This window comes from Flavobacterium panacagri (assembly GCF_030378165.1).
In the GTDB taxonomy this organism is placed as follows: domain Bacteria; phylum Bacteroidota; class Bacteroidia; order Flavobacteriales; family Flavobacteriaceae; genus Flavobacterium; species Flavobacterium panacagri.
In genome coordinates, this window is sequence record NZ_CP119766.1 from 4,639,546 (window position 1) to 4,658,322 (window position 18,777).

An 18,777-nucleotide genomic window follows, 5' to 3' on the forward strand; every position below is an offset into this window, starting at 1 on the left:
TGTATTAGAAAAGATCGTTTGCTGTAATGCTTTTATCGTGTTTCGTATATTCTACTGGACGTTTTGCAAAGAAATCGTCTAAACTGTTTGCAAAAACCTCTTCTTCAAACCAAGCCATCGCTGCGTAATCTTGCGGCGATACATTAAAAATTGTTTCTATATTGATTTGTCTTAAACTTTCGTCTACTCTAAATTTCATGAAGTTTACCAACTCTTCTTTATTGATGGTTTCGATTGCTCCATCTTCAAAAATCCAATCCAGAATAGCCGCTTCAACATCAATTGATTCTCTAACCGTTTCACGGATTAACTCTAAAGTTTCTGCATCAAAATATTCTGGGAATTCTTCACGGATTTTGTTAATGATATAAATTCCGCCATTTGCATGAATCTGTTCATCGATAGATGTCCATGCAATAATATTGCTCACATTTTTCATGTATCCTTTAAATCTTGTAAAAGACAATAGAATTGCAAACTGGCTGAACAATGAAACATTTTCGATTAGAATACTGAATAAAATCAGCGAGACCATATATTTTCTGTTGTCCTGAGATTTAGTGTCTTTCAATACATTCGAAAGATAATCTACACGTCTGCGAACTACAGGAACATCCAATAACTTTTCGAATTCATCATTATAACCTAAAACTTCCAGCAAACGAGAATAAGCTTCAGAGTGTCTAAATTCGCATTCTGCAAAAGTTGTTCCTAATCCGTTGAATTCTGGCTTTGGAAAATGCTCATATATATTACCCCAAAAACTTTTTACGGCTACCTCAATCTGTGCGATTGCTAATAAACTGTTTTTGATTGCGGTTTTTTCAGCTTCATTTAAATGAGCATGAAAATCTTGTGTATCGGCTGTAAAGTCTACTTCGGTGTGTACCCAGTAAGCCTTATTAATTGCTTCAGTAAATTGCAGAACCTCAGGATATTCGAAAGGTTTATAGTTAATTCTTTTATCGAAAATTGACATATATATAGAGTTTTAAGTGACAAAATGATGATAGAAAATCGTGCGCTATGATTTGGGGAGTGGTATTAGCGTGCTTTCTATATTACAAATTTAGCCCACAGTTCTTCTCTTGTCTACTTTTTGATGTTAAAAATCCGATCAATTATCAACAGTTTTGAAACGGCAAAAAATCGTGATTTTATAAATTTTATCAACAGGAAAACAATCTTGTGTAATTATCAATGAGCTAGCTGTTTCCCTAAAATCGATGTTAAGTTATCAACATTAAAAAGTCATTTTTCGGGGTGTAAAATCAAAAACAGTTATCAACAGGTTAAATAAAAAAACAGAAAATCGACGAGCTGTTTTGAAATAAAAAAACGCTGTCTATTAATAATTATTCTAAATAACAAGGCTATGAAATTTTCTATAACATTTTTTAATACAGCTCATTACGTAATGAGCTTTTTATAAATAGAACTAAAAATTATAATTAATAACTTTAAAAGAATCTTTTTTAACTATAAGAAACAGTAAAAGTTATTTTTCGTCTGAAAACGTCTCAAAACAGAAAAATTTGCTGTTGAAATTGTAAGTAAGAAAATGCAAAATACAAAGCCAAAAAAGTCTGCTTTAAAAGCAGACTTTTAACATTGGGGGCAGTTAATTAGTTTTGGGAAACTAAAATTTTTAATTGTTTTATTTTCTTTAAAAATTTTAAGAAAATAAAACACATCTGAAAACAACTTAAAAAAAACTCTATTAAGATTTTCCGGAGCTTTTAGGCTTAGAAAATTTGTGGCTGGATTGAGGTAAACTACAAATTATTAGTCAATTTCTGGACGATCTATCCCTAAATCGATATTAATAACAAAAGACTGCTGTATGCCTCTATACAAACTGCCTGTGTTATTTTGTGCTGTAATGTAGAATATCTCTCCAACAGTAAAACTTACAGATCCAGACGCTCCGGAAGAATTTCCTCCAACTACAACAGCCGATTGCTAGGCGCTTGCATCGAACAGATTAACAAAAAAACAATTAATAAAAAAAAGGTGCTTTTATACTTTAATGAGTAGTTTTTTATCATAATTATATTTATTTGAGAGAAAAAGTTTCCGATTATTTTTTATGAAAAACTTTTATAGAAATAGGGTATTAATACCTGAAAAACTCCCTGATGAATAATTTAACTTGCTTGTAAAAAATTTCGAATCAAAATTACAGTTTAACGATCAAAATACACGCTTTAACGAGGGGACAAATCGGGGACATTTTATTAACTAAAGTCAATAAAATAAGCACCTTAGCAATCTTACTTCAAAAAAAGTATTGTTTTTTCAGTAATTTTACTGTTATCAAATCATCTGCCAAAACAAATTTAATGTCTGCCAAAAAAATATATTTTATTGTTTTACTCCTTCAAGCATTACTTATAAATGCTCAAAAACTGCAAATCAATTCCTCTAAAAATTATCTTCGAAATATTGAATCTATTCTGCAGCAAGAAAAGAATTTCGAAACTGATACAATTGCTTTAAAAAATTATCTTAAGCCTTTAAATCAAATTCCAAAATACCAGGTTGTTTATCAAGGTTTATTAGCAAACGGGTTTAGCAACGCTTATAATTCGGTTAATAAAACTTCGGATTCATATTATCTAAATTCTATTCAGAAAGCCAAGGTATCGAAAAATGTTTCTTTAGAAATCTGGTCAAGACTCAATTACATTAATTACTTATATTATTATAGAGATTATATCAAGCTCACTCCTTTTCTACTAGAATTAATGGAGAAAATAGAGTCTTTGTCTGCACATCAAATTATAACTGCCGACGAAACTTATAAAAGAATTGGATGGATCTTGTACACTTTTGGGGATTATCATAAATCATTGCATTATTTAAAACTTGCAGAAAAAACAGCTGTAAAAAACACCTCCGTATATGCTTCGATTATGAACTCGATTGGAATGAACTATTTTAATATTGGAGATTATAAAACGGCTAATTTCTATTTAAATGAAACAGCAAAGCTTTCCAAAAAAATTCAAGACGATGTGAGATATGCCAAAGTACTTGGCGATTTAGCTTTGATTAATCAGAAAAAAGGTGATTATAAAAAAGCTATTACCTTATTAAAAGAAGATATTCAGATTTCAGAACATTATAAAAGTGATCAAAATACCATGTATGCTTCTATTTTATTAGCCGAAGTTTTGATAAAAGACAAACAGCTGGAAGAAGCTTTTACATTTTTAAATAAAGCAGAAAATATTGCTGTTTCTAAATCGTATTTTAAAAAATCTGAATTACAAATTATCAAATTGAAACTACAAATTCTAAAATTACAAGATTCAACAAAAAATGAACTGAATTTAAGAAGAAGAATGATCGTTATTGAAGATTTACTGCAAAATGAAGATGGTGATATTGCCATAAACAAAGCCAACTGGCTTATTGAAAAAGCAAAATACCAACAGAATATCGATACAGCAGAAAAAGCAATTAAATACGAAACAACTTTAAGATACTTTTATATCATCATCTTTACAATGCTATTTTCTGCAGTTCTTGTTGTATTTATTTATTTTAGAAAACAATATACAAGCAGGCATTTAAGTTACGAACAGAAAGTAAAATCTTTAGAATTAGAAAAGCTAAAGACAGAACAAAAATTATCCCAAGTTCATGAAGATCTAAAATCTCAAATTAACTATCTAAAAGAGAAAAACATTCAGATCAAAAACCTTAAGCTAGCTATTGAAAATATCAAAAACTCTTCTTCGTCTTATATAGAAAAAAGAGAAAAAAAACTTAGTGCTTTATTGGAATCACATTTGATGACCGATAATAATTGGAACGCGTTTAGAAGAGAATTTCAGAAAGAATATCCTGAATTTTATGCACTTCTTCAAAAAGATTTTCCAGAGATAACAGATTCTAATAAACGAATTTTACTGCTTCAAAAACTCGATTTCAGCAATAACGAAATTGCAGAACTATTGGGTATTACAAACGATGCGGTAAAAAAATCTAAGCAACGTCTGAAGAAAAAACTGGGAGACAAATATGATTCACTTTTTAATCATATTTAGTTTCAGTTCAATGAATGTAAATTACCCTCATAAAAATTCTAACATTAAAGAAAAATTAAAATCTGCTTAAGTGATTCTTAATTTTTAGAAAATCTGCATCAAAAAACTCTTTTAGCATCAATTTATTCTTGGTTTAAGAATTTAAATCTATACATTTGCTTTATTTTTAATTATTCTAAATAGATGATTAAAATTTTCAAAAAGTAAATTAACTTTTGTACAATTCAATAACCATAAATAGCATATTATGAAAAAGAATTTTTTCGTTTCTTTTGCCCTTGCTGTAACTCTTTTTGCGAGCGCACAGCAAAAAAACAGTCTTTTAGAACAATCTTTTTGGAAGACTTCTCCAAACGTAGAAACAGTTAAAGCTGAAATTGCAAAAGGAAATAATCCTGCTGAAGCCAATATAAATGCTTTTGATGTTACAACTTTAGCCATCAATAATGATGCTCCTATTGAAACTATCAAATTCTTAGTAGAACAGCCAGGAAATTCAATTACAAAACCAACTCATGATAATCGTATTTATTTACACTGGGCCGCTTACAGAGGGAACACCGAATTGGTAGAATACCTAATTAAAAAAGGTTCTGATGTAAATTTCGAAGACAGCCACGGTACTGCTCCAGCAGATTTCGCAGCTTCAAACGGACAGTCCAATCCAGCAATGTATGATGCTTTCTTCAAAGCCGGTGTAAATCCAACAAAAAAATATGCAAATGGCGCTAATCTCTTGCTTTTAGCCATTGCATCTGATAAAGATTTAAAAGCTGCAGAATATTTTGCTACTAAAGGAATGTCATTAAAAGATGTAGATAGTGAAGGAAATACGGCTTTTACATATGCCGCAAGATCTGGAAATATTCCGCTTTTGAAAAAACTTTTAGAAAAAGGAATTAAGCCAACTGATACTGCTCTTTTAATCGCTGCTCAAGGAAGCCGTAGAGAAACTAATCCAATTGAAACATATAAATATTTGGTTGAAGAAGTAAAAATCAAACCAACTGCTCAAAACAAAGCAGGACAAAATGTATTGCATATTTTAGCTGGGAAACCAAATCAGACGGAAATCATCAATTACTTTTTAGACAAAGGTGTTGATGTAAATAAAGCAGATAAAGAAGGAAATACGCCAGTTATGGCGGCTGCTTCGGCAAGAGAAACGGCTGTTTTAGAACTTTTTCTTTCAAAAGCTAAAAACATAAATGCACAAAACTTAAAAGGAGAATCTGCTCTAACTTACGCTGTAAGAAATGGTTCGCCAGAAGCGGTAAGTTTACTTTTAGCTAAAGGCGCAGATGTAAATGTAAAAGATAAAGACGGAAATAATTTAGGTGTTTATTTAGTGCAGTCTTATCGTCCAGCTGGAAGAGAAAGAGAAACTCCAAAAGAAGATCCATTTGACGCAAAAGCGAAATTACTTCAGGCTAAAGGATTGAACTTAGCAACTGCTCAAAAAGACGGAAACACTTTATATCATTTAGCAATTACCAAAAATGATGTATCTCTTTTGAAAAAAATAACTGATTTAAAAGTAGATGTTAATGCTAAAAACAAAGACGGTTTAACGGCGCTTCATAGAGCAGCCATGACTTCTAAAGATGATGCTATTTTGAAATACCTTGTTGAAGCTGGTGCAAAAAAAGACATCAGTACAGAGTTTGATGAAACGGCTTATGCTCTAGCAAAAGAAAATGATCTGCTTACCAAAAATAATATCTCTATCGAATTTTTAAAATAATCCTTAAAAGTTAAGAGTTTGGGATTATGAGTTATAAGTTTAACTTTATCCTTAACGCATAACTCTTAACCTTTAACATATAACATATAATCCAAATTTCATGAAATCTATATTCAAAATTGCCCTAACAAGTGCTTTTATCCTTTTAGTTTCTTTTCAATCAAATGCGCAGTCTAGCAAATACAAATGCATGCTGCAGATGAACAACTATATGGGAGAAGGTGCTTATATCGTAGTTTCTTTAGTTAACGCAAACGGAGAATACGAAAAAACACTTTATGTAATGGGCGATGACAAAAAATGGTACAAATCATTAAAAGAATGGAATAAATTCCACACTCAGAAAAATGATGATATCAGTGCTAAAACAGGTGCTTCGGTTACTGGCGGAGACCGCAGTGTTACGACAATCGAAATCGAAAATTCTAAAATCAATAAAGGATACAAACTGCGTTTTGAATCGGCTGTAGAAGATCAGAAATACTATGTGAGCGATCTTGAAATTCCACTTACTACAGAAGGTATCGCTGAAAAAACAGACGGTAAAGGATACATTAAATACGTAAGATTAAACAAAATATAAAACTTTAGTATTTTACTTTTAACCTCTTGTTAAAGTATAAAGGCTACTTTTATACTTTAAGTAAAAATCCAAGCTTTGTCAAAGTTTCTAATTTTGACAAAGCTTTAAACATTTAATTACATTCTAGAATACACGCAATGACTCTTTCTTTCTGGCGTTACGCACATTTGGCTTTAGCCTTATTTTCTTCTATTTTTTTGCTTTTGGCTTCGGTAACAGGTATTATTTTGGCTGTTGATGCAGTACAGGAAAAAACACTTCCGTACAAAGCCGAAAATTTTAATAAAATAACATTGGAAGAAACGCTTCCAATTCTAAAAAAAGCCTATCCAGAAATTACAGAATTAAGTGTTGATTATAATCAATTTGTAACGCTTCAGGCTATTGATGAAAATGGAAACGATGTTAACGCCTATATTGATCCCAAAACAGGTAAAGTTTTAGGAACTCCAGTAAAGAAAAGCGAATTCATTAAATGGATTACCAGTTTTCACCGTTCGTTGTTTCTTCATGAAGCAGGAAGGTTTTTTGTTGGTGTAATCTCATTTTGCTTACTGATGATTTCCCTTTCAGGATTTGTATTGGTATTGAAAAGACAACGCGGTATTCGCAACTTCTTTTCTAAAGTAGTTAAAGAATATTTTGCTCAATATTATCATGTTGTTTTAGGACGTTTGGCTCTAATCCCGATTTTGATTATTGCTTTAACGGGAACTTATTTGTCACTGGAAAGATTCAACTTTTTTATGGGTGAAGAAAAAGCAAAACCCGTTAAGACTGAACTTTCGGCGAAAGCCAAAACCACTTCGATCTTTAAAACCACTTTATTAGCTGACGTAAAGAAAATCGAATTTCCTTTTACAGATGATCCAGAAGAATATTATATCATTGAATTAAAAGACCGCGAAGTTGAAGTAAATCAGGTTACAGGTGCTATAATTAGTGAGAAGCTTTCGCCAATGACTGCTCAATATGCTGCATTAAGCCTCGATTTACATACTGGAAGAATTAATGGAATTTGGGCTGTAATTTTAGCGATTGCCTGCATCAATATTTTGTTCTTTATTTATTCTGGTTTTGCGATTACTTTGAAAAGAAGGTCAAGCCGAATTAAAAATAAATTTAAAGCACACGAAAGCACTTTTATTCTTTTAGTTGGATCTGAAAACGGAAGTTCTTTTAGATTTGCCAATGCCATTTCGAAGCAATTAATTAGTCATGGACATAAAGTTTTTATAACCGAATTAAATCGTTTTGCCGCTTATCCAAAGGCAGAACATATTATTGTTTTTTCTTCGACTCATGGTTTGGGAGATGCGCCTTCTAACGGAAATAAATTCAAAGCATTACTGGAAAAGCAAAATCAGGAACAGCAAATCAATTTTTCTGTGGTTGGTTTTGGCTCTAAATCGTATCCAGATTTCTGCGGATTTGCTGTTGAAATTGACCAGCTTTTAGCCAAACAAAACTGGGCAGAACGTTATTTAGACTTGCAGACTGTAAACGACAAATCGGCTGTGGAGTTTGTAGAATGGGTAAAATTATGGAGCGCTAAAACTGGAATTCCGTTAGCGACAACTCCATCATTATACAATCATGTTCCAAAAGGATTAGACAAATTAATGGTTTTGGATAAAACACCAATTTCTGATACAGAACATACTTTTATATTGACATTGCGTGCCAATTCAAGAACCAAATTTGCTTCTGGGGATTTATTAGCAATTTATCCTGCCAATGATTCTAGAGAACGCCTCTACTCTATTGGAAATCATTCCGGCAACATTCAATTGGTTGTGAAATTGCATCCAAACGGGTTCGGTTCTGGATATTTGAATAATCTAGAGCCTGGAAATGTTATAAAAGCTAAAATTTTAAAAAACCCTGCATTCCATCTTCCTAAAAAAGCACAAAAAGTAGCTTTAATCTCAAACGGAACTGGAATTGCTCCATTTTTAGGAATGATAGAACAGAATAAAGCAAAGAAAGAAATTCATTTATACAGTGGCTTCAGAATGATTACTCCTACTTTGATGGCGTATAAAAAATTTGCTGGAATCATGATTCAGAAAGAGCACTTGGAGCATTTTCATGTTGCTTTATCTCGAGAAGCAGAACATATTTATGTAATGGATTTGATTAAAAATGATGCTGTCTTTTTTATGAATTTATTAAAAAATGGCGGTGTTATTATGATCTGTGGTTCACTTGCCATGCAGAAAGATGTTGAAGTTATTTTGGATGAATTATGTTTGTCTAATGGAACAAAAACGCTTTTGGAATACAAAGAAAATGGTCAATTATTAACGGATTGTTATTAAGAAATTTTAAATTTCTGATTTTAGATTGCATGATGGAATTTAATTTTAGATTTAAATATTTTGCTTCATCAGAACGTTATTCAATTAAAAAATGATTTTATGCAAAAATCAATTATATATAAACTTCTAATTTTTTTTGTAACACTTCAAAGTTTCTCATGCTATTCGCAAGTTTTACGAAAAAGAACAACACTTTTAATGGGCGGACGATTTGATATTAGTATCGTCGCAAAAGACTCGTTATCTGCTGAGCAAAATATCAATGAAGTCATTGCTGAAATTACTCGAATTGAAAATCTCATTTCAGATTGGAAACCTGATTCTCAAGTTTCCGAAGTGAATCAAAATGCTGGTGTAAAACCAATAAAAGTAGATCGCGAAGTTTTTGAATTAGCCCAAAGAGCCATAAAACTATCTAAAATTACCAATGGTGGATTTGATGTCAGCTTTGCCGCAATGGATAGAATCTGGAAATTTGACGGTTCAATGACCGAAATGCCTTCGGCGGAAGCCATAAAAAAGTCAGTGGAAAAAGTGGGTTACAAAAACATCATTTTAGACAGTACAGCATCGACTATTTTCTTAAAACTTAAAGGAATGAAAATTGGTTTCGGCGCTTTAGGCGAAGGTTATGCAACTGATAAATGCCGCGCCATGATGATTCAAAAAGGAATTGAAGCTGGAATTATTAATGGTTCTGGCGATATGAGTACTTGGGGAAAACAGCCCAACGGAAACGATTGGAAAATCGGAATTACCAATCCGTTTAAACCTGAGAAAATTTTAGCGGCAATTCCATTAAAGGATGGCGCTATTACTACTTCTGGCAGTTATGAAAAGTTTGTTGTTTTTAATGGCAAACGTTATTCTCATATTATAAATCCCGCGACTGGATATCCTGCAACAGGTTTATGCAGTGTAACTGTTGTAGGCCCAAACGCCGAAACTGCCAACGGATTAAGTACTTCGATGATGGTTTTAGGGCAAACCGAAGGATTATTATTACTTCAAAAATTCCCGCAATACAGCTGTGTTATGATTACAGATAAAGGAAAAGTAGTTAAGTCTAAAAACTTTGCTTATAAGTTGTAATCTAAACAATATTTTTGCTGTCAAAGGCGTAAAGTTTTAAACCATATAAGTTATATAAGTAATTTAAGTTTTTCTTAATTGTTTTTATATAATTTGTATGGTTTTATACTTTATCAAATACATATTTCAAACCACTAATAATCAAACACATAATCAATATTTCTTCAATATTAAAATAACATTAGAAACATCTTCACAATTCTAATAATCTTCTAATTGCTTTATTTAGATTAAATTTAAATTATCATATAAGTTTGCAGCACTTTATACGCAATACTCAATATGAGAACAACTTTACTACTATTTTTATTTACCATTTCAGCTTGGTCACAAACCGGAAATCTAACAGGAAAAGTGACATTTGGAACCAATGAATTAGCTTATGGTTCTTCAGTTATTATAAAAGGAACTCAGAAATATGCTATTGTAAATGATTTTGGTCGTTATGAATTTAAAGACTTAAAATATGGGGAGTATATCTTGGAGACTTCTTCTATGGAAGGCCAGACAAGAACTACAAAAGTAAACATCAACAAAGCGAATACAGAACTTAATATTTCTTTGGATCGAAATGGCCCTAAAGATTTAGAGGAAGTTGTAATCAAAAAATCTTCTATTAGAAAAGAAATAATGGAGAAAGGTTTTGCTGTGAATGTAATTGAAACACAGGAAGCAGCAAAAAGAAATCTTCAGACCAACGATTTATTAGATCGTTCAGGTGGTGTTAGAATCAGACAAAACGGAGGATTAGGTTCTGCTGTAACTTACAATATTAATGGAATGTCTGGAAATGCGATTAGAATTTTCATTGATGGAATTCCGATTCAAACTTACGGAGCTTCATTCAGTTTAAATAGTATTCCGCCAGCTTTAATTGAAAGAATAGAAGTTTATAAGGGCGTTGTTCCAGCTTATCTGGCAGATGATTCATTGGGAGGAGCGATCAATGTGATTCTAAAAAAGGGATCTAAAAATATGATCGCTGCTTCGGTTTCTTACGGATCTTTTAATACTATTCAGTCTAATTTCAGTACAACTTATAGAGATAAATCTGGTTTTACTGTTAAAGCAAACGGATTCCAAAATTATTCTGATAATGATTATGAAGTTTGGGGGCGATTTGTCTATAATATTGCACCAAACGGTCGTTACGAATACATCCGAGCAAAAAGATTTGAAAGCATGTACCGTTCTTACGGAGGCAGACTTGAAGCAGGTTTTACTGATGTAAAATGGGCAGATAATTTCTCTATCAGTTATAATGGTTCTGAAGACTTCAATCAGATTCAGCACGGTCAGTATATGACAAAACCATATAAAGGACGTTTTAGCGAATCTGCAGCCAATGTGTTTAGCTTAAATTATAACAAAAAAGATTTCTTAATAAAGAAACTTGACTTCTCTATAATTTCTGTTTACAGTCATAGAAACGATGTTGTAAACGATACAGTTAAATGGAATTACAATTGGAATGGAGAAAGAGCATTAGGCTTGTACGGTCAGCCTATTTTATCGGTAACCGGTGCTCAGCAGGGAGCTCCAACAATCAATCATCAAAAATCGGATATTTTTAATACAAGAGCCGGATTTACTTATAACATTACCGAAAACCATAAAATCATTGCGAATGGAATGTTTTATACTGTAGATCGAAATGAATTTGACGAAATGCAGCCAGAACTGGTTCGTAATTTTATGGCGACGCGTGATTTAAGTAAAACGGTATCTTCACTTGCTTATGAAATGCAGGCTTTTCAATCTCGTTTAAAAGGTAACTTTTTCCTTAAAAATTATAATTTAAAAACCGAGCAAATTACGCCAAGATTAGCTAATCAAAATGGTCAAAGCACATTGGTAGTTGAAACAACATCTAAAAATACCAATTTTACGGGTTATGGTTTTGCTGGTTCTTATGCCATTGTGCCAAAAGTACTACTAATGCTTTCTGCTGAAAAAGCAATTCGACTGCCTTCTGAAAATGAAATATTTGGACTTCCAGGTGAAAACATTCTGAGTAATGCTAATTTAGGACCAGAGCAAAGTAACAATATCAATGCTGGCGTTAGACTTGGGCCTTACTTGATTAACAATCATAAATTCAATCTATATGGAAATGCTTTCTGGAGAAATACAGAAGATAAAATTGTTCGCCAAATAAGTGACCGTCTGAATGAAGCTGTTCAAGCTTCTCCATTTGTCAATTTAGGAAAAGCACAATCAGTAGGTTTTGAGGCTTCGGTTCAATATTCGTTTAAAGAAAAATTATTTGCTGGCGTCAACCTTTCTAAATTCAATTCACTTTACAAGGATAAATACGATAAAAACGGAAATATTCTTCCTTTATACAATAAACAATTACCAAATGAGCCTTATTTCACTGTAAACGGTAATCTGCAGTACAATTTTAAAAATGTAATTCAAAGCAAATCAGAATTGAATCTATATTACTATTGCGGTTATGTGGCTCCATTTTATACTTCTTGGCTTGAAATTGACAGAACGACAGCTCAGTTTCCACAGGATTTAGGTCTAAGCTATGCTTTTCCTAATAAACAATTTGTAGTAAGCTTTGATGCTAAAAATATTTTTGACGAGCAGGTTTACGACAATTTCGCTGCCCAAAAACCAGGAAGAGCATTTTTCATCAAACTGAACTATGCTATAAATAAATTCTAATCACATTTTAAATAACTAATTTTTTAAATCGACTAATATGAAAAAGAACACATTTAAACTATTTACATCTGGTCTACTGCTAGGTGCATTAGCGTTAACTGCTTCTTGCAGCAGTGACGATAACAAAAACTCAGAACCTGTGAATCCAATAACTGATGGCCGTTGGATTACTGTAGCAGGAGCTTTAATGCAGACAGATCCAGGTGATGGAAATGGCGGAACAAGAGTTTATGCAATCAGTAAAGAAAATGCAATAGATCCTAATTTTTCTGTAGATGTTTATGCAAATGGTACAGCTGTACAATCTAGCAGAACTGCTCGTTTACAATCTTCAGTTGATGGAAGCACTCTTTTTAACATTACTTATACAGGTGCAAACGGCGGTGAGTTTATGACTTACAAAGTAAACGGAGGAAGTAATTTTGCAGAATCTACAGCAAAAGTTAATATTTCCCAGTATGCTGGAACTTCGCCAAGATGGGTAAAACTTTTTGATGGTGATAAAACAGGTGTTGCTGTAAATATTACTGCTCCAGTAGTAAATACAAATGAAGACAAATCATATAAATATACAAGAGGAGTTGCTACTGTATTAGCTTTAGATATGCAGCAAACTTTAATTTCAGGTTACAAACAATACGAAATTCCACTAACTGCTGAAGAAGAAGCTCAAGGACACCACTTTTTCCGTCTAGATGCTCCAACATTAAACAAAGCTGGAAACAAATTAATCATTGGTACTTGGATGCGTAAAACTGATCCAGCAACGGGACAAAATGCACCATCTTTTACACGTTTAGGATCAAAATCTGTTGTGGTTGACTATCCATCATTAGAAAACCCAAAAGTAATTACTTCAACTGTTGGATTTGGTGATACAAGCGGATACAGAAGTTTCAACAGCTTTGTAGCTACTGACGGAAACATTTACCAAGCTACTCAAAGAGATACTCAAAAAGGATCTTACATCTTAAAAATCAACCAAAACAATGAATATGATAATTCTTATGTATTTAGCTTAGATACTGCTTTAGGAATTAAAGGTTCTTATATCGATGCGTGGAGATATGTTGGAAACGGAATTGCTTATGCGGTTTACGCTCAAGAAGGAACTGAACAAGGTTTCTTAGCTAGATTAGACTTAAACGCTAGAACAGCTACAAAAGTAGAAGGAATTGCTTATGATGCTGACTTAAACTTCGGTCAATACCAAGGTTTTGTTGTGGACGGAAACAACTTCTATATTGCTGTTACTCCAGTAGGAAAAGATGGAAACATTTATGTTATTGACATCCCAACTGGTGCTGTAACTAAAGGTGCAAAATTAGTAAACAAGCCAGGAAACCACTACATTGGGGTATTCTAAAAATTTACAGTTGCGATAACTGTATATAATTCATCACTTGAGTTTTTTTTTAATTAGACATTCCGCTTCTATTTATAGTAAGCGGAATGTTTTTTTATAATTAGAATTTTGAAGCAAATTCTTTGGCAAAATCTTCTAGTTTAATTTTTCCATCAGCTTTTCCATCATTTTTAAGAAAATCGGATGCAATGGTTTCATTTCTTAGTCCGCTTCCCATTTCGGTGTATAAACTAGCCATTTCTTCTGGAACTCCAGCTTGTGTCATTCCTCCAAAATATTGTTCGTCTGTAAATTCAACCCAAGGCAATTCTGGTTTTCCAATAGCATTTCCAAAAGCTTTTACAATGTCTGAAGGTGTTTTAACATCACTAACAATATAACGGACATTTTTACCTTCTTGTGTTTTTTGTAATTCTTCGGCTGCTGCCCAAGCAATATCTTCTGGATGTACTAGCGGAATTTGATTTGATACTGGAAAATTAGCTCCCATTATCCCTGCTCCTTTTATCATCGGAATATCGTTGAAGAAATTGATATAGAAATAACCTGCTCTCAAAAAAGTAATAGAAGTATCTAATTTTTCGTAGATTTTCTCAATGTTATGCAAACCGGCAATTGGCCCGTTTCCAGTTGGTAAATCAGCTCCAATACTGCTTAACATTATTACTCTTTTTATATTGGCTTGCTGTATTGCTTTCGCGAAAGCGTCACCTGCTTCAGTTGTATTTTTGATAATATTTACTCCTCCCATATTTGGCGGTGTCATGGCAAAAAGGGCATCAGCTCCAGCAAATGTTTCAGCAAGGAAATCAGCATCGCTAACCGATCCAATTGCTGCTTTTGAACCCAATGCTTCAATTGCTGCTTTTCTATCTGCATTACTGCTAATAACCGTTACATCATGACCTGATTGTACTAATTGAGCCGTTAATGGCTTTCCGATATTTCCTAATGAACCTGAAATTATAATTTTCATCTTTAAATGTTTTTTTATTTAACAATACAAAGGTATATTTGTACTTACTTTTATACAAGTACTTACCCTAAAGTATGTATCATGACAGCAATTAAAGAATCATCTACAATTCAGGAAAACAAGCAGTATGCCTTGGAAAAATGTCCCGTGACTTTTGTTATGGAAAAAATTGGAGGGTATTGGAAACCTATTATTTTATATCATTTATCGACTGGAGACAAACGGTACAGCGAATTAAAAAGAGCTATTCCAGCTATAACCGAAAAGATGCTCATTCAGCATCTGAAACAATTAGAGACAGATGGTTTGATTATTCGAGAAGCTAAACCTGTGGTGCCACCTTTTGTTACTTATAGTCTTAGTGAAGCAGGGAAAGGTCTTTTACCTGTAATCGATGCAATGGCTGCTTGGGCCTTTAAAGTAAAAGACGGCGTCTATAGCGTTTAATAGACACCGCCTTTTCAAACAACAAAAACTAACTTAACTAATTCAAAATGAAACTCATTTTACTTTAATTCTGTTTAATAAATAGTAAATCTTCCTGATAATTGGCTATTGCTGTTAAGGCATTATAAATATATTTTGCCACTAAAGCACCGCCGTCTGAATTAATCAGATCAATATCGTCTTCAGGTGTATGATATTGTGGATGTCCTCCCGTGTGGAAACCAACCGCCGAAATCGATTCTTTATAAAAAGTGACGTGATCAGATCCGCCTACATCACCTGCATGAATAACTGGATTTAATCCTGAGTTTTCCTGCAGTTTTTTCATTAGCTCTACTCCATTTGGAAAAGTTCCGGCACCTCCCATATAGAGTTCTTTTTTATCATTTAATCTTCCAACCATATCCATATTCAGCATGACTTTTACAGCTTCTTTTGGAACCGGCAGATGATTTACAAAATATTTAGAACCTAACAATCCTTCTTCTTCTCCACTGAAAGAGATAAAAATGATACTTCGTTTAGGCTTAACTTTTTGCTTTGAAATTTCTTCTAAAATGCACAGCAAAGCCGAAACTCCCGAAGCATTATCGTCTGCACCGTTATGAATGGCAAATGCTTCTTTCTTTTTACTTCCAGAACCTTGTCCGCCCCAGCCCCAATGATCGTAATGTGCTCCAACTACGATGTATTCATTTCTACGTTTTGGGTCAGATCCTTCAATATAACCTAAAACATTCTGCGTCAAAACACTATCCGATTTCATCTTATTGATTCCTTCTTTTACAAAAAGTTTGAAAGGCTGATAATACGAACCATTGAATTCTTTTAAACCATATTTTTTGAAGTACTTTTTAATATAAGCAGCAGCTTCATTATTTTCTTTTGTTCCAGGAAAACGACCTTCTAATTTATCAGAAGACAAATATTTATCGTGCTGATAAAAGGTTTTGGCATTCTGAGCATTAAGATGAAAACAGAAGGTTAAAACTCCTATTTTTAGTACATTATTTAAAAGTCTAAAAGATTTCATATCGTTTATAATTAGTTCAAATCAAATGCGGTGTGTTTGATATACTTTCTATCGTAAGTGTACAAAACATGAACTTTTTTATCAGTAGTCTGAATGATTGCCGGATAACTGAACTCGCCTTTTTCTTGTTTTTCTAAATCAAATAGTTTTCTCCAGCTCAAACCGTCTTTTGAATATTCTACATCCAGAATATTACGTCCGTTAAACCAGTCCTTTCCTTGCGGTAATGGATTATTAACCAATAAGAAAAAGTTTTTATTTACCGTTAAAGCATCAATTCCTGAATTAGAATTGATCACATTTATGGTATTCGTTCTAATCCAGCTTTTTCCGTTATCTCCTGACCAACTTGAAACTATTCTATTGTGTTTGCTTCGAGATAACATTTGAATATCAGTCGTGCCATGAATTAAAAACGTTGGCTGAATGACATTATAATTTTGATTGTTTTCTACTCCAATTTTCTGCCAAGAATCAGTTGCTTCTGTATATTCTTCTACGTGAATTCTCCATTCATCAGTGTTTACACTTTCAGTGCTGCTTCCGCATAAAATTACACCTGGAGTAGTCTCAATTGGTTTGTTACGAATTGGGCCGTAAATTCCGTCCGGAAGGTATTTTGGTTCTCCCCAAGTTGTTCCGTTATCTTTTGAAACAATCATAGCGCCAAACCATTCTCTTGGATTCTTTCCTACTTTGTAAAACAAATATAAATTTTGGCTTTTAGTTTTAAAAAGAACTGGATTCCAGCAAGGAAGCGTATCTCCATTCTTAATTAAAGGCTGAATCAATTCTTTTGGCGTTGACCATTTTTTATCTTTATAATCCGAAATGTAAATTCCAACATCTTTTGCTCCTTCATATTTTCCTCCAAACCAAGCCGCTAAAATCTCATTTGGCTTGTGTTCTACCAAAGTTGATGCATGACTATTTGTAGTCACAGGTGGATCTGCAATATAACTGCTTTCAATATTAATTGCTTTTGTTTGTGCCTTCAATCCGTTAGAAACAAGAAAGATTGCCAATAAAGCCGTTACAGTATATTTTGTTTTTGATATCATTTTATTCTTTTTTTGCGAAATGTGATAAATGAAGTAAATCTCCAATACTTCAATCCGCTTTTAAATCTTAATTTCTAACTTTTAACGCTGCCTAATCCTACTTTATGTCCTGAAATAGCATAATAAAGGATAATAATATAACAAGGCAGTAAAATCCAGTATCCTTTTGTTGAAGCTGATGCTGTTGCAGTTACTTCATTTATACCTTGAGCGATAAGATCTGCTTTTGTACCGTCAACGAATTTTCCATACAAAGGCGGAATCACTGCTCCTCCAGAAATTGCCATTACTAATAAGGCGGCTCCAGTTTTTGTAAATTTCCCTAAACCGTTTAATGTTAAAGGCCAAACTGCAGGCCAAACTAAAGCATTTGCAATTCCTAATCCTGCCACAAATAAAACAGAAGTAAATCCAGTAGAAAATACGATACAGAAAGACAATATAATTCCTAAAACTGCACTTACTTTTAAAGCTAAAGCCTGTGTAATATATTTTGGAATCAAAAAGGCTCCTAAAGCATAAGTGGCTACCATTGCCAATAAAGTAAATGTGGTAAAGAATTTAGCATCTGCTGCGGGAAATCCTAAAGCGATTCCGTAGGCAATAATGGTATCACCAGCAATTACTTCTACTCCCACATACATAAACAAGGTAAGTACACCTAGCCAAAGGTGCGGAAATTGGAAAATACTTGTTTTAGCCGTTTTTCCTTCCTCAGCTTCTTCAATTGGTGCCGCTTCAACATTTGGCAATGGTGCTTTCAGAATTAATAATCCTAAAACAAATAAAACAACCGCCATTGAAATATAAGGAACTACAACACTGTCGGCCATATTATCTAGTAATGCATTCTTCTCTGAAACACTAACCAGACTTAATTTTTCCTGAATTTCATCTATTCCAGATAACAAAATCGAACCAAAAATAAGCGATCCTAATGCTCCTGCAATTTTATTACAAATTCCCATAATCGAAATTCGTTTTGCCGCACTTTCAATTGGGCCTAAAATCGTGATATACGGATTGGAAGCCGTTTGCAGTAAAGTCATTCCCGCTCCTTGAATAAAGATTCCGGTCAAAAACATCCAATACGTTCTGGCTTCAGCTGCTGGAATAAAGATCAAAGCTCCAAATCCCATGATAAACAATCCCAATGACATTCCTTTTTTATAACCAATTTTAGCTAAAATAAAAGAAGCCGGAAGCGCCATCACAACAAATGAAATATAAGAAGCAGAAGCGACCAGTAAAGATTGCGCTGACGTTAATTCATTAATCGTCTTCATAAACGGAATCAATGCGCCATTGATCCAGGTTACAAATCCGAAAATAAAAAATAGACTTGCAATAATTAATATTGGTATTAAGGTTGGTTTGGTTTGTGAGGAGTTAGTGGTGTTTGCGTTAACCATTTTTATTTTGT

At 33.1% G+C, this 18,777-nt stretch carries 13 protein-coding genes; 8 read left to right on the forward strand and 5 right to left on the reverse strand.

Annotated features, from left to right (window positions below):
- Window positions 1-4: 4 nt before the first annotated feature.
- The gene (locus P2W65_RS20140) at window positions 5-979 is read right to left on the reverse strand and encodes a ribonucleotide-diphosphate reductase subunit beta (protein ID WP_289660473.1); all 975 of its coding nucleotides are present in this window, start codon (window positions 977-979) and stop codon (window positions 5-7) included.
- A 1,363-nt stretch (window positions 980-2,342) separates the two neighbouring features.
- Between P2W65_RS20140 and P2W65_RS20145 the strand changes: the two genes are divergently transcribed.
- The 7 genes from P2W65_RS20145 (at window position 2,343) to P2W65_RS20175 (ending at window position 13,837) form a co-directional block, all read left to right on the forward strand.
- On the forward strand, window positions 2,343-4,055 hold the full coding sequence (locus P2W65_RS20145; RefSeq protein ID WP_289660475.1) for a tetratricopeptide repeat protein: 1,713 nt from the start codon (window positions 2,343-2,345) through the stop codon (window positions 4,053-4,055).
- A gap of 247 nt (window positions 4,056-4,302) precedes the next feature.
- The gene (locus tag P2W65_RS20150; RefSeq protein WP_289660477.1) at window positions 4,303-5,799 is read left to right on the forward strand and encodes an ankyrin repeat domain-containing protein; all 1,497 of its coding nucleotides are present in this window, start codon (window positions 4,303-4,305) and stop codon (window positions 5,797-5,799) included.
- Window positions 5,800-5,899: 100 nt separating this feature from the next.
- Window positions 5,900-6,382 (forward strand): DUF2271 domain-containing protein, encoded by a 483-nt coding sequence (locus P2W65_RS20155; protein WP_289660479.1) that lies wholly within the window; start codon window positions 5,900-5,902, stop codon window positions 6,380-6,382.
- Window positions 6,383-6,519: 137 nt separating this feature from the next.
- Complete coding sequence (locus P2W65_RS20160) at window positions 6,520-8,703, forward strand: PepSY domain-containing protein (protein ID WP_289660481.1); 2,184 nt, start codon at window positions 6,520-6,522, stop codon at window positions 8,701-8,703.
- Window positions 8,704-8,802: 99 nt separating this feature from the next.
- Window positions 8,803-9,795 (forward strand): FAD:protein FMN transferase, encoded by a 993-nt coding sequence (locus P2W65_RS20165; protein ID WP_289660484.1) that lies wholly within the window; start codon window positions 8,803-8,805, stop codon window positions 9,793-9,795.
- A gap of 282 nt (window positions 9,796-10,077) precedes the next feature.
- Complete coding sequence (locus tag P2W65_RS20170; RefSeq protein ID WP_289660486.1) at window positions 10,078-12,471, forward strand: TonB-dependent receptor; 2,394 nt, start codon at window positions 10,078-10,080, stop codon at window positions 12,469-12,471.
- Window positions 12,472-12,508: 37 nt separating this feature from the next.
- A complete protein-coding gene (locus P2W65_RS20175) occupies window positions 12,509-13,837 on the forward strand; it encodes a DUF4374 domain-containing protein (RefSeq protein WP_289660488.1) in 1,329 nt (442 codons plus the stop codon).
- Window positions 13,838-13,937: 100 nt separating this feature from the next.
- On the opposite strand, the gene P2W65_RS20180 is transcribed toward P2W65_RS20175, so the two are convergent.
- The gene (locus tag P2W65_RS20180; protein WP_289660491.1) at window positions 13,938-14,813 is read right to left on the reverse strand and encodes an NmrA family NAD(P)-binding protein; all 876 of its coding nucleotides are present in this window, start codon (window positions 14,811-14,813) and stop codon (window positions 13,938-13,940) included.
- A gap of 81 nt (window positions 14,814-14,894) precedes the next feature.
- Here P2W65_RS20180 and P2W65_RS20185 point away from each other — a divergent pair, with 81 nt between their 5' ends.
- A complete protein-coding gene (locus tag P2W65_RS20185) occupies window positions 14,895-15,260 on the forward strand; it encodes a winged helix-turn-helix transcriptional regulator (protein WP_289660493.1) in 366 nt (121 codons plus the stop codon).
- A gap of 64 nt (window positions 15,261-15,324) precedes the next feature.
- On the opposite strand, the gene P2W65_RS20190 is transcribed toward P2W65_RS20185, so the two are convergent.
- From P2W65_RS20190 to P2W65_RS20200, 3 genes are all read right to left on the reverse strand, one after another.
- Window positions 15,325-16,293: a M20/M25/M40 family metallo-hydrolase gene (locus tag P2W65_RS20190; protein ID WP_289660495.1), complete on the reverse strand. Its 969-nt coding sequence runs from the start codon at window positions 16,291-16,293 to the stop codon at window positions 15,325-15,327.
- A gap of 11 nt (window positions 16,294-16,304) precedes the next feature.
- On the reverse strand, window positions 16,305-17,354 hold the full coding sequence (locus P2W65_RS20195; RefSeq protein ID WP_289660497.1) for a sialidase family protein: 1,050 nt from the start codon (window positions 17,352-17,354) through the stop codon (window positions 16,305-16,307).
- Between the two features lie 74 nt (window positions 17,355-17,428).
- On the reverse strand, window positions 17,429-18,766 hold the full coding sequence (locus tag P2W65_RS20200; RefSeq protein WP_289660499.1) for a sugar MFS transporter: 1,338 nt from the start codon (window positions 18,764-18,766) through the stop codon (window positions 17,429-17,431).
- Between the last annotated feature and the right edge of the window lie 11 nt (window positions 18,767-18,777).